Consider the following 12,525-nt stretch of genomic DNA (forward strand, 5'->3'; position numbering starts at 1 on the left):
AGCGGCAAGCCTATTTATTAAGCTAAATGGCTAAAGCTCCTACTTAAAATAAAGACTACCGACACCTAGTGAATACGGTAGCGACCAACAAAGATCAAGGAGATCGAATGAGACCCTACAAGCTCGCGCTGGCGATAGCTCTCGCTGTTGCACCGGTAACCTGTACAGTGGCTGCCACAAATACCGCAACATTGATTAAAAAGAGTCAGGCCGCAACTGGCTTTGTTAATCTATTTTATGAGCAAGCCTCTGGCGATCTCTATCTTGAAGCCAATAAACTCAATGAGCCATTTTTACTGTTAACCAGCTTACCTCATGGAGTGGGATCAAATGATATTGGCCTAGATCGTGGCCAGCTTGGTCGTACCCGTATGGTGCAGTTTGAGCGCCACGGGCCATATTTGATCTTAAAGCAGCTTAATACCGATTATCGCGCGAGTACCGACAACGCCGCTGAACAGCGCGCAGTTAAAGAAGCCTTTGCTGAATCAGTATTGTGGCGTGGCAAACTCGTTACCGGTAAGCGTAACTTAGTGGCAATTAACGATCTTGTGATTAACGATCTGCATGGGATCAGCGACTCGCTTGAGCGCTCTAAGCAAGGCAGTTATCACTTAGATGCTAGCAAGTCACTTATTTTGCCTGAAGGGGTAAAATCATTTGAGCGTAATAGCGATATTGATGTGCTGCTTACCTTCGATTCGGCTAAAAAAGGTAACTATGTTGCCCAAGTGACTCCTGACGCCAAACACCTGTCAGTGCGCATGCGTTACTCTTTCATTGCCTTACCTGAAGAGGGTTATCAAGCGCGAGCCTATCATCCATTGAGTGGTTACTTATCTGATGAATACCTTGATTACGGTACCCGCGTTGATGAAGATATTCGCCAACGTTTTTTACTGCGCCACCGTTTAGAAAAAGTAACCCCAGGTAGCGCGCCAAGCCAAGTAGTTAAACCTATTACTTACTATCTTGATCCGGGCGTGCCTGAGCCGATCCGCTCAGCATTACTAGATGGCGCACGCTGGTGGGAAGATGCCTTTACCGAGGCCGGATTTATCAACGGCTTTAAGGTTGAACTACTGCCAGAAGATGCCGATCCACAAGATGTGCGTTACAACGTGATCCAGTGGGTACATCGTGCAACACGCGGTTGGTCTTATGGCGCAGCGGTTACCGATCCGCGCACTGGCGAGATCATTAAAGGCCATGTGACGTTGGGGAGTCAGCGAGTGCGCCAAGATCATTTGATCGCCCGAGGTTTAACCGCAGGTTGGCAAGATCGTGAGGCAGCCGATGAAGCATCAATGCAACTGGCATTAGCGCGGATTCGTCAGCTATCGGCACACGAAGTTGGCCATACCTTAGGCTTAGATCATAACTTTGCCGCATCGAGTAATAACAATGCCTCGGTGATGGATTATCCACACCCTAAAGTCACTCTTAATGGCGATCAAATCGATATTAGCCAGCCTTATGATGAAGGAATAGGAGTTTGGGATAAATACACTGTAGCCTATGGTTACAGTGAATATGCCGATCCGCAAGCAGAGGCGACAGGCTTAGCTAGCTTACGTGACGATGTAGCAAAACAAGGTCTGCGTTATATTGGCGAGGCTGACTCTAGATCGGCAGCCGCCAGTAATGCTTACGCCAGCCTTTGGGATAACGGTAACGATCCGGTTGCAGAGCTGAATCGACTCGGTGAAGTACGCGCGAAAGCGATCGCAGATTTTTCTGTAGCAGCATTGCTTGCTGAGCAGCCACAAGGTGAGTTACAAGATGCGTTTGTGCCAATCTATTTGCTCACGCGTTTTCAGATTGCCGCTGCGGCTAAAATGATAGGTGGTAGCACCTATAGCTACAGCGATAGCGTTGACGGTAAGACTTGGCACTATGTTGCGCCAGCGATTCAGCAACAAGCGCTAGAGTCGTTACTGTTGACCCTGTCACCTGAGCAGTTAACTGTATCTGAAAGCCTGCAAGAGATCTTAGTGCCAAAGGCGGGTAACTATTATAAAACCCGTGAAAGTTTTGATTCAGCACTCGGTGTGATTATCGATCCTTTAGGAATGGCAGAGGCATTAAGTAGACTTACGCTAACACAAATTTATGCACCTGCGCGGATCAACCGAGTCAACCAAGCTTATCTTGGCGACAAAGAGCAGCTTTCAATCGCTAAGCTTACCGATAAGGTATTTGCAGCCACAGTATTTAGCGATATCCCGACAGGGCCAGAGCTTGGCGTGTGGATGCGGGTAAACGCGGTTATGGTTGATAGCCTGTTAGCAAGCTACCATGACGATAACACTCGACCAGAAGTGAAAGCTCAATTAGCAGAACGCTTGACCTATCTGACTAAGCAGCTAAAACGCAAAGTGAAGCGAGTTAGTGCCTATGAAGCTGCCCATTACGCTTGGCTATTGCAAGGAGTACAAAAAGGCTTAACGGATAATGAGTTTAAATTGATTGTTAAACCGTTAGCTATCCCACCGGGCTCGCCAATCTAATCTTGTAAAAACTTAGCTAAACATTGGCTAATGTTAGCTAAGATTTCATACTGAAAAAGCGCGAATTATCGCGCTTTTTTATGGCTGATTGAGTGACTGATTTTGCGATTGCTATAAGTAGAGTCCACATCAATACCTAGCAGAGCTGTTGGCTTAAAAATAGCTATTAACCATAATTATAATATGGTTATTTAAGCACTGTTCTGATTTTAGGTGTCATCATTTCGTTACAGCAGTGTATTTTTGTAACTCTATTAGGCGAGTTCAAAGAATTACAAAAATCACAACACTTCATATGCTTATGCATAAATACCCCCTATAAATGCAGCCAGTCTCAATAGGGCTCTGTATCTTGTTTGTATCAAAATGCAAAACTTGGTTCATTTTTGTTCTCTAAAATGAACAAATAACATAGACTTGTTGTTAAGCGAATGTAGGCAAATAAGATTGGAGTTGTAAATGAAAAAGTTAACCAGCGTAGCCTTAACACTAGCGATTGGCTGTATTTCTACCTCAGCAATGGCAGAACGACCAGATTTTTCAAAAACCGCAGCTGCACGTGCTGACTACGATTTTTCAAAAAATATCACTGTAGCTAAGCAATCTAATGATATTCAACGAGGGTCGACCCGTCATGACTTCTCAAAGCCTCTAGCGGCAACCAGTGAATATGATTTTTCGAAAAACCCTCAGGCTAAAGTGCGCAGCTACACTAAGCCGACTACCCAACATGATTTCTCTAAAACAGACGCGTTTATTCGCGATGTGTGTATCTAGCAAATCTGCTAAATCGCAACTGAGAAGCAAAAGGGCTACTGACGAGTAGCCCTTTTTTATGGCTTGATTTAAGAGCTTAGGAAGATACTAATTGGTGTTACTTGTTGTTGGTTCGGCTTCATCGGCTCGCTTACCTAAGCGAAAAGCATCAATAGCCGCTATTAGCCAACTAATAATAAAACCAGCAGTTGCGAGATTGACGTACAGGGCTTCATTTCCTACAGGTGCTTGAGTAACCGCACTGTAGATAGCATTGAGTTCAAGCGGGATCTCGCCATTAAGGATCTGCTCAGAAATGACTTGTGCACGCTGATAGGCATGCCAAAATAAAAAAGACAGTGAAGCTAACGAACTCAATAGAAACACATTCCCTAGTAACGGCTTTTTAAGGTAGAAATGGCCACTACCTGGGCAGACAAAGGCTGAAAGTAAAACGGCTTTGATGGATGTTTTCATAAGGCATTTCTATTGAAAGTAAATGGGATGATCATTCAAGATCGATACGGCGAATAGCTTGGCTGAGAAAGTCACTTTTAGCTTGTAACCGAGCTTTGAACTCATCATCACTTTTGTAGGCTGCTAATTGGCTATTTACGCCCTGTAGCTCTTGCACTAACCAGCCGCGGATCATTACGTAATAGCGAGAGTCAGTACCATAATGTCTAATCAATTCTAGCGAATTTTTAGAGGGTTGCTTTATGGCGTTATCAAGCGCTTTCACCATCACGCCAATAGTATATTCTTCAGATTGCTCAGGTGTATTAGCTTGAACAGGCATGGTCAGTATTGCGCTCAATAGCACTATACTTAATAGCTTTGTTCTCAATAGCAGGGCGCTAGTGGCTAGTTTATTGCGGTAGTTAAATTTCATTTACGCCGCCAATCTAAAAATTGATTAGCCTAGATTAACAGTCATGTTGGTGAAATGCTGTTAAATTTTGTTTATCTAATATCTGTAAACAACGATTCGATCTGCAAGTAGAACCTAGAAATGAAAAACCCTGATTAAGCAACTTAATCAGGGGCGCCGGGAAGCAAATTTTCGGGGTTGACGATTACTTGAGTGTTGACCTCCTTATTGAGAACTCATACTCAGTGTCCTTATCTGGCTTACAGATTGAGATCCGCTTACGCGGTCTGTTTGCGTGGATAAGGAATTCTGAATGCTAAGGTGTAGGTCACCGGCAAAACGATTAATGTCAGTACTGACGCAAAACCAAGGCCGAAGATAATCGTGATAGCCATCGAGCCAAAGAAGGCATCAGATAGCAGTGGGATCATCCCCAGCATAGTGGTAATAGCAGCCATCAATACCGGACGCACGCGGCTTACAGCTGAGTCGACAACAGCTTGATAAGCTTGTTTGCCTTGAGATAACTCAAGGTTAATTTGATCAACCAATACAATGCCATTCTTAATGATCATGCCGGTTAAACTCAGTAAGCCCAGCAGAGCCATAAAGCTAAATGGCGCATCAAATAGTAATAGGCCTGACACCACACCAATTAAAGATAGTGGCACTGTAAACCAAATCACCAGTGGCTGTCTGACAGAGTTAAACAGCAGTACCGTGATTAAAAACATCGCCAAATAACCTAGCGGGATCGAGCTAAATACCGACTCCTGCGCTTCAAGTGAGGTTTCATATTCACCGCCCCATTCAAGCTCATAACCTGCAGGCAATGAGATCGCTTCAATATCGGCTTTGATCTTTCTAAATACCGAGTCGGCAGTTTCATCTGTGCCGTTAATCGGGTCGGCTAGAACTGAAATCACTCGCTTACGATCGCGGCGCATTATCAGCGGATCTTCCCATTCAGTGGTAAAGTCAGATACCACCTGAGTGACAGGTACAAAAGTGTTGTTTTCACTGCTCCAAATTTGCAGCTTCCAAATACTTTGCGCGTCCAGACGCTCTTCTGCTGGGGCGCGAGCAATAATAGGCAATAGGTGGCTGTTTTCACGGTAGGTACCCACTTGTTGGCCACTAAAGTTAGTTAATAGCGCATTATCAAGATCTTGCTTACTAATGCCGGTTTCACGGGCCTGTGCTAGTGCTAACTGTGGACGCACTAAAGTCACTTGGTTACGCCAGTTATGGCGCACGCCTACGGCAGTTGGTTCAGCCTTTAATACAGCTTCAGCTTGAGCGGCTAGTTGGCGCAATACCTGTGGATCTTCACCATAAAAACGCGCTTCAATTTTAGCCGCAGGGCTAGGGCCATTTTCCATATACTTAAAGCGATATTGCGCTTCTGGGTATTTCAGGCTCAGCTCACGCTCAAGTACTCGCATATACTGGTTAAGGGTCTTAAGATCTGTCATTTCCAGTAACAGCTGACCATAAGCCTTGTAACCTTTCTCTGGCACGTAAGACAGTACAAAGCGCTGCGCACCTTGGCCAACAACCGTAGTTAAGTTAACTAAACCAATATCTTCGGCTTGTTGCTGCGCCATTAAATCGGTTTCAATACGGCTTAATAAGCGTTCGGTCGCTTTAATATCTGAGCCTTCTGGCATCCACACATCAACAAAAAACATCGGCGTGTTTGACGCTGGAAAGAACACGTTTTTCACATGAGCAAAACCAAATACAGATGAGATCAATGCCGAAATAACCAATAGCAAAGTCACCACTCTAAAGCGCATCGCTAGGTTTAAGGTTTGGCGGTATAAACCAAATAACCAACCTTTGTACGGATCATCATTTTCCTCTTCACTAACCGCGCCGTCTTTAAACATTAAGTTGCAGAAAAACGGTGTTAGGGTCATCGCGGTGATCCAACTGATAAACAGTGAAATCAACAAGACTTGGAATAATGATGCACAGAACTCACCGGTAGAGTTGTCAGACAAACCAATCGGCGCAAACGCAATAATCGCAATAATGGTGGCACCAAGTAGCGGCCACTGAGTTTGTGAAATCACTTGCTTAGCGGTTTCTAGTCGAGTTTGACCACGCTTAATGCCAATCAATATGCCTTCGGTAACCACAATCGCGTTATCAACTAGCATACCGAGGGCGATAATCAGTGCTCCCAGCGAGATGATCTGCAGCTCAATATTGAGCACATTCATCACCACAAAGGTACCTAAAATAGTCAGCAGCAGTACTAAGCCCATTAATAGGCCAGAACGAACACCCATAAAGATAAGTAGTACGCCAATAACGATCGCAATTGACTCGGCCAAGTTAACGAGAAAGCCATTGACCGTCTGGTCCACCATCTTGCTTTGGTCATAGACCGTATCGAGTGACATGCCAATTGGTAGCTCGCTATTAAGCTCCGCCATACGTGCGTTTACCGCTTCACCCACTTTAACTACGTTAACGCCGCTAGAAAATGCGATACCAATTGATAGCGCTTGTTTGCCGTCGGCATGGTAAATACTTTCAGGTGACTCTTCGGTGTCTTTGTAGATCTTAGCTATATCGCCCAAATAGATAAGCTTGGCACTGCCTGGTGGGCTAATGACTAAGCGCTCCATTTGGCTAACGTTATTAAACTCGCCAGTAGGGTGAATACGAATGCGGTTATCACCAACTAACATGCTGCCAGCGTTAGAGACTACGTTTTGGCTGTTAATCAGGCCGTAGATGTAGTTTTGATCTAAGCCTAATGCATTAAGCTTTTGCTGCGAGATCTCAACCACCACTTGCTCGTTAACAATACCGGCAATAGTCACTTTCTTAATGCCGTCTACGAGTACTAATTCGCGACGTAAGAAATCGGCGTAGTTTTGCAGTTCACGGTCGCTATAACCTTCACCGCTAACGTTGAGCAAAATCCCGTAAACATCGCCAAAATCATCAATGACTTTAGGTGCCATCACCCCAGGTGGTAGCTCAACGGCTTTATCGTTGATTTTACGGCGCACTTCATCCCACACCTGTGGCAATTCTTCAGCGCCATAGTTGTCTTTGATTTCGATTTCAATCTGCGACAGGCCAGCACTGTTAACTGAGGTAATATGCTTAATACCATCAAGTTGCTGCAGTGCATCTTCTAGCGGCAAGGTAACTTCTTCTTCAACCTGCTCTGGTGACGCGCCCGGATAAGCGGTGACGACCATAGCTTGTTTGATAGTAAATTCAGGAAACTCTAGCTGACCTAAGCTAAAGAATGAGATGGTGCCACCAACTAGCAGTAGCAGGGCAAACATCCAGCTAATGACTTTGTGGGTAATCGAGTATTCAGCAAAATTCATTGGTCAATCTCTTGTATAGCAAGGCCAAAGCGCGCACGCGCTTTGACACAATAAAGGCGATAAAACAGGGGATATAGTAGAGCTAGGGCGTCAGCTTATACGCCGCGCTGCCAGCGCAGCGGCTTAACTTGTAGGTCTTCTGATAGATACTGCACACCAGCCACAACCACTTGATCACCAACATTGATACCGTTAACAATTTCAATGCCATCTGTGGTCACTTTACCTAAGGTCACTTGGTGTTGATTAACCTTGCCAAGCTCTGGGTTATACGCCCACACAACATGTTGACCGTCGCTATCACGCTTAGTAATGGCACTTGCTGGCAATACTGCTGTAATGCTACGTAGTTGGCTTTGTGCTACATCCATAGTGAGCTCAGCGCTCATGCCCGGTAATACCGTCATATTGTTTGGACGTGGTAGAGTAAATACCACTTCATAGCTTTGAGTACCCGGGGTTACTTGGGTCGCATGTTCTTTCAGCTTAGCGCTGTAAGCTACGCTTGGGTTATTAGCAAAGTGCACCACAGGCTGAGTATTCGCATGTGGATTAAACTGGGTCACGTTACCAGCCAATGATTCAGGCACTTGGATCACCACATCAATGTTGCTGTCTTTTTGCAGCACCAATACAGACTGGTTTGCTTGGATCATTTGGTAATTATCAATGGCGATTTTAGCCACTGTGCCATCGTAAGGTGCCGTTAGCTCGGTGTAGCTTAGCTGGTCTTGCGCGCTGGCAAGATTGGCTTTAGCTGACTTTAATTGTGCGCTAGCAAGATCATAGTCAGATTGCGAAATAAGCTCGCGGCGTAACAGCTCACCCTTACGTTTAAAGTCTGCTTTGGCTAATTCAAAGTCCGCCTCACGGTTTAGCAAAGTATTGCGGGCATCACGGCTATCTAGACGCGCTAATACTGAGCCTTTTTTAACGTGCTGACCTTCAACCAAGTTAAATTCAACTAAGTGACCAGATAGTCTAAACGACAATTCGGCTTGCTTAGTGGCAGCCACTTTTGCAGGGAAAGTACGTAATGAACCGGCATTAACATCAGTGACTTCAAATAGTTTTACTGGTCGAATGCTGGCTGGTACGACTTCAGTCGATTCTGCACTGCAACCAGAGATGATGGCAGTCAAAATGAGTAGTGAGAGAGAAGTCGTTAGCTTATTCATAACGGGATTTCCATTTGTTAAGGCAAGATATAAATTAAGGTTGGCTAAGATAACAGGGCTTACCGTTGAGTAAAATGGAATTATGTGGAATCATGAGTTCCGAAAAGTGAAACTACTATTGCTTGATTTGACACAATATGTGTGAGCAAACTATTAATGGATAACTGTCGTTTGTCGTGTTAGGCCAGCCAAAAAAGTCTATTTGAATTGAGATGTTGTAATGAAAACCGAAGATATTGCTTTGTTCCACCGAATTGTTGAAACCGGCAGTTTAGTGGAGGCGGCAGATATATTAAACCTGCCGAAATCGACCTTAAGCCGCCGCTTACAAGCGCTTGAAGACGAGCTTAATGTAAAGCTATTTCACCGCCAAAGCCGAGCGATGACATTAACAGCTTCAGGTAGCCATTTCTACGATAAAACCACCGGCATGTTGGCTACCCTTGAGCAGACCTTATCTGAGTTAACAGGGCAAGATGCAGAAGTATCGGGTCACTTGCGGATTTTAATCTTCCCGATCCCAGAACTGATGCATATTACCCATGCTATTTTTGAGTTTATGGATCTCAACCCTGAGCTAACGGTAGAGATTATTGTCAGCACAGAGCCACAAGATATGATCCGTAACAATATCGACATCGCTTTTATGCTTGAGGATGCATTTAACGAAAACGAAATGGTGGCGCGGCATATTATCAGTGAAACCGTACACTTTTTTGCTAGCCCTGAGTATTTAGAAAAAGCGGGTAAACCTATTACTCCAGACGCGCTGCCAGAACATAATTCAATTCTGTTTCGTTACCCCAATGGCCGCATTTTTAACGATGTGCCTTTTGGTAAAGATCGCACTTTACAGGTTAAAGGTAACCTGTGTGTTAATAGCCTCGCGACTTGCTTAGAAGCCACTTTAATGGGGCGGGGGATCTCTATGATGCCGCTACCCTTTGCCAAAGAGCATATTGATACAGGCGAGCTAGTCATGTTGTTTGAAGATGTCGAACCCTATGAAGGAAAATGCTTTTTAGTTTATCCCTCAAGGCGCTTTATTAGCTTGGCAAGTCAACGCTTTATCGACTTTATGATGCAGGCAATGGAAGAGTGTATGCAAAATGGTAGCGGCCGCTGCGATCGTGAGATCAGACTCAGAGGCGCGATCAAGTCAATGATCTAAATGTTAGATCAAACAGGCCGCTAGGTTAAACGGGTTAGTCGGCAGTAACGATTAGCCCAAGTGGCGCCAATAACTGCTCTTGTTGCCATTGATTGATCATCACACCTTTTAGATCCACAACCCGTGGATCTAAACCATCTAACTCGATACGGGTGATATTCGCGCCTTGTAACTCAAAACTCCCCCACTGCTCAGGGGAAAACTCACCGCCGCTTAAGTCACTGCCTTTCATTGAACTGCCGGTTAAATTCGCGCCGCGCCAACGATTATCAAATAGCTCACACTCTTCAAGTAACAGGTCGCCTAAATCGGCATAAGCCAAGTTGCAGCCTGTGATATACGCCGAGCAAAAATAGCTTTTTGCGGTAATGTAATTGGCAAAGGTTGCTCGGCTAAAATCACTGCCTTGCAGGTTAGTTTCGCGCAGCTCAAGGCTGTAGCAGCGAGCACCTTTAAACAGTGCCATGCTAAGGTTGCAACGCTTAAAGCTGGCGCTGGTGAGCGTGGCGTAACTAAAGTCACAACCAGCATCGTCTCCAGGGGCAATAAACTTACAGTTAATAAATTCGGCGTCAGTTAAGTCACTATGGTTAAAGCGACATTGATAAAAGCTGCAGTTTTCAAAGCGGGCGTCTTGCAAGTCTTGATCGCTAAAGTCTTCATGATTAAAGATCTGGTCAATGGCGTGCATTAGCGCTCCTTAGCTGCATTTAAGCGAAAAGATTAAGCCTGTTGGCTCACCACGATAGTGGTTTTATCAGGCTCTGAGATCCGTGTGGCAAGAATATAACAAGCAATGCCCATAATCGCATTGGTAATAGGCAGCGCAAGCAGTAAGCCTTTGACACCGCCCAAATAGGAGCCCAGCGCTGCCAGTGGCAACATGATTAAAAACAGTCGACACACATTTAAGATAAGTGAGCTCATCGGACGGTGATAAGCATTCAGTGAGGTGGCGACTAAAATCACAATCCCCAGCGGACCATAAGCGGCTGGCAAGACCAAAATATAGAAGGTTAGCCATTCAATCACTTGTGGATCGCTACTGAATAATTCAGCTAACGGCTGCGCTAAAAATAGCAGCGGCAAGTACAACAAGGTTTGAAACACCAGCACAAATCTTAGCGATAGCATCAGTGCGCTGCGGGCGCGTTTAGTTTGGCCGGCACCGAGGTTTTGTGCCACAAATGGCACTAAACTTGATGACAACGCCATCACCACAATCAACATAACCGATTCTAGTCGCGTACCGGCACCAAAGGCTGCCACAGCGCTGTGGTCGATGCGCGCTAACATTGCCATAATAATCGCATTAGCGAGCGGGTTGAGCAGGTTCATCACCGCCGCAGGCTGCGCAATATGAGCCAGCTGTTTCCAGTTACATTTGAGTCGCTCAATATTCGGCGCCACAAAGCTGACCAAATGACGTTTAAAAATCAATAAATGGCTTGAAAGTGATAGCGCAACGACCCAAGAAACCACAGTTGCAATAGCGGCGCCTTCAATTTCTAAACGTGGAAATGGCCCAATACCAAAAATAAGCAGCGGGTCGAGAATAAGGTTAATTAGTGCAGCTAGCATCATGATTTTAGCCGGAGATTTAGTATCCCCCGTGGCACGCAAGCCTTGGTTACCAACCATGAGTAGCACCAACAAGGGCGCGCCCAAATACCAGATCAGCATATAGTCATGAATAAGCGGTAAGCTAGTTTGGTTAGCGCCAAGCAAACTAAATAGCGGGTCAATAAACAGGCTGCCAAGCACGCCAATAAAGGCGATCAGCAAAAAGGTTAGCATTAAGGCATCGTGTAAAAACACTTTCGCTTTATCGGCCTCGCCCGCACCAATTAGGCGGCCAAGATTGGTCGACACCCCAGCGCCAATACCAATTGCAATGCTTGAAATAATCAGGGTAACCGGAAAGGTAAAACTAATCGCAGCCAGGGACTCTGTACCTAACTGACTGATAAAAAACGTGTCAACGAGACTGAACCCAAGAATGGTTAAAATACCAATCAGGTTTGGAAGACTCATATTTAGCAGTACACGACCGATTGGCTGAGTGAGCAGCCCGTGTCTGTCTCGCATAAGGAAGTATTGCCTCGTCTTTACTCGGAGGGCGATTCTATCAGGATTGCCATTATTTTTACCCGCGTGAGTTAAAAAAAATGGATTTATTTTGTAAATAGGGCTTGGAAGTGTCTACATTCACCCCCATGTATCGAACATCAAGCGGCAGTTTTGGCTTCACTAAAGTGAAATCCAGCAAAGTCGTTACTATCTTTAAAAGCCTGCAGATAAGTTTAGGCATAAATACAATTGGAGCATCCATCGATGAATATTCGTCCATTACATGATCGTGTCATTGTTAAGCGTTCAGAAGTTGAATCAAAGTCTGCTGGTGGCATCGTGCTAACAGGTAGTGCTGCTGAGCAGTCAAGCCGCGGTGAAGTTCTTGCTGTAGGCAACGGACGTATTCTTGAAAACGGTACTGTACAGCCACTAGACGTTAAAGTTGGCGACATCGTAATTTTCAACGAAGGTTACGGCGTAAAGAAAGAAAAAATCGATGGTGAAGAAGTACTAATCCTTTCTGAATCAGATCTAATGGCTGTAGTGAGCTAATCACTCCATTTAGACATTTTCAATACTGGCGAGCGTGCGAAAACGCGGCTTTTCA

The 12,525-nt window shown here is 45.1% G+C and carries 10 protein-coding genes; 4 read left to right on the forward strand and 6 right to left on the reverse strand.

What is annotated here, in order from left to right:
* The first annotated feature begins 107 nt into the window (after nucleotides 1-107).
* Complete coding sequence (locus L2740_RS12550; RefSeq protein WP_248950526.1) at nucleotides 108-2,510, forward strand: zinc-dependent metalloprotease; 2,403 nt, start codon at nucleotides 108-110, stop codon at nucleotides 2,508-2,510.
* Nucleotides 2,511-2,969: 459 nt separating this feature from the next.
* Nucleotides 2,970-3,287 (forward strand): hypothetical protein, encoded by a 318-nt coding sequence (locus L2740_RS12555; RefSeq protein ID WP_248950527.1) that lies wholly within the window; start codon nucleotides 2,970-2,972, stop codon nucleotides 3,285-3,287.
* 87 nt (nucleotides 3,288-3,374) lie between these two features.
* Here L2740_RS12555 and L2740_RS12560 read toward each other — a convergent pair whose 3' ends face one another.
* The 4 genes from L2740_RS12560 to L2740_RS12575 form a co-directional block, all read right to left on the reverse strand.
* Nucleotides 3,375-3,743, reverse strand: coding sequence for a hypothetical protein (locus L2740_RS12560; RefSeq protein WP_248950528.1), 369 nt, complete (start codon nucleotides 3,741-3,743; stop codon nucleotides 3,375-3,377).
* Nucleotides 3,744-3,774: 31 nt separating this feature from the next.
* Nucleotides 3,775-4,158 carry a hypothetical protein gene (locus tag L2740_RS12565; protein WP_248950529.1) on the reverse strand — a complete coding sequence of 128 codons (384 nt, stop codon included), beginning with the start codon at nucleotides 4,156-4,158 and terminating at the stop codon, nucleotides 3,775-3,777.
* 257 nt (nucleotides 4,159-4,415) lie between these two features.
* Nucleotides 4,416-7,496: an efflux RND transporter permease subunit gene (locus tag L2740_RS12570; RefSeq protein WP_248950530.1), complete on the reverse strand. Its 3,081-nt coding sequence runs from the start codon at nucleotides 7,494-7,496 to the stop codon at nucleotides 4,416-4,418.
* Nucleotides 7,497-7,591: 95 nt separating this feature from the next.
* Complete coding sequence (locus L2740_RS12575) at nucleotides 7,592-8,674, reverse strand: efflux RND transporter periplasmic adaptor subunit (protein WP_248950531.1); 1,083 nt, start codon at nucleotides 8,672-8,674, stop codon at nucleotides 7,592-7,594.
* A gap of 220 nt (nucleotides 8,675-8,894) precedes the next feature.
* On the opposite strand from L2740_RS12575, the gene L2740_RS12580 reads away from it, so the two are divergent.
* Nucleotides 8,895-9,845 carry a LysR family transcriptional regulator gene (locus L2740_RS12580; protein WP_248950532.1) on the forward strand — a complete coding sequence of 317 codons (951 nt, stop codon included), beginning with the start codon at nucleotides 8,895-8,897 and terminating at the stop codon, nucleotides 9,843-9,845.
* 34 nt (nucleotides 9,846-9,879) lie between these two features.
* On the opposite strand, the gene L2740_RS12585 is transcribed toward L2740_RS12580, so the two are convergent.
* Both L2740_RS12585 and L2740_RS12590 read right to left on the reverse strand, forming a co-directional pair.
* Nucleotides 9,880-10,536, reverse strand: a complete 657-nt coding sequence (locus L2740_RS12585) for a Qnr family pentapeptide repeat protein (RefSeq protein WP_248950533.1) — start codon at nucleotides 10,534-10,536, stop codon at nucleotides 9,880-9,882.
* A 32-nt stretch (nucleotides 10,537-10,568) separates the two neighbouring features.
* The gene (locus L2740_RS12590; protein WP_248950534.1) at nucleotides 10,569-11,933 is read right to left on the reverse strand and encodes an MATE family efflux transporter; all 1,365 of its coding nucleotides are present in this window, start codon (nucleotides 11,931-11,933) and stop codon (nucleotides 10,569-10,571) included.
* A 246-nt stretch (nucleotides 11,934-12,179) separates the two neighbouring features.
* Here L2740_RS12590 and L2740_RS12595 point away from each other — a divergent pair, with 246 nt between their 5' ends.
* Nucleotides 12,180-12,470 carry a co-chaperone GroES gene (locus tag L2740_RS12595; RefSeq protein WP_220782516.1) on the forward strand — a complete coding sequence of 97 codons (291 nt, stop codon included), beginning with the start codon at nucleotides 12,180-12,182 and terminating at the stop codon, nucleotides 12,468-12,470.
* The last annotated feature ends 55 nt before the right edge of the window (nucleotides 12,471-12,525 follow it).

Source organism: Shewanella pneumatophori (assembly GCF_023283895.1).
GTDB classification, from domain to species: Bacteria; Pseudomonadota; Gammaproteobacteria; order Enterobacterales; family Shewanellaceae; genus Shewanella; species Shewanella pneumatophori.

What these genes read in the sequence shown, in the direction of transcription:
- L2740_RS12575 (WP_248950531.1), bottom strand. Translation starts at nt 8,674, where the DNA reads ATGAATAAGCTAACGACTTCTCTCTCACTACTCATTTTGACTGCCATC.
- L2740_RS12550 (WP_248950526.1), top strand. Translation starts at nt 108, where the DNA reads ATGAGACCCTACAAGCTCGCGCTGGCGATAGCTCTCGCTGTTGCACCG.
- L2740_RS12595 (WP_220782516.1), top strand. Translation starts at nt 12,180, where the DNA reads ATGAATATTCGTCCATTACATGATCGTGTCATTGTTAAGCGTTCAGAA.
- L2740_RS12560 (WP_248950528.1), bottom strand. Translation starts at nt 3,743, where the DNA reads ATGAAAACATCCATCAAAGCCGTTTTACTTTCAGCCTTTGTCTGCCCA.
- L2740_RS12570 (WP_248950530.1), bottom strand. Translation starts at nt 7,496, where the DNA reads ATGAATTTTGCTGAATACTCGATTACCCACAAAGTCATTAGCTGGATG.
- L2740_RS12590 (WP_248950534.1), bottom strand. Translation starts at nt 11,933, where the DNA reads ATGCGAGACAGACACGGGCTGCTCACTCAGCCAATCGGTCGTGTACTG.
- L2740_RS12585 (WP_248950533.1), bottom strand. Translation starts at nt 10,536, where the DNA reads ATGCACGCCATTGACCAGATCTTTAATCATGAAGACTTTAGCGATCAA.
- L2740_RS12565 (WP_248950529.1), bottom strand. Translation starts at nt 4,158, where the DNA reads ATGAAATTTAACTACCGCAATAAACTAGCCACTAGCGCCCTGCTATTG.
- L2740_RS12580 (WP_248950532.1), top strand. Translation starts at nt 8,895, where the DNA reads ATGAAAACCGAAGATATTGCTTTGTTCCACCGAATTGTTGAAACCGGC.
- L2740_RS12555 (WP_248950527.1), top strand. Translation starts at nt 2,970, where the DNA reads ATGAAAAAGTTAACCAGCGTAGCCTTAACACTAGCGATTGGCTGTATT.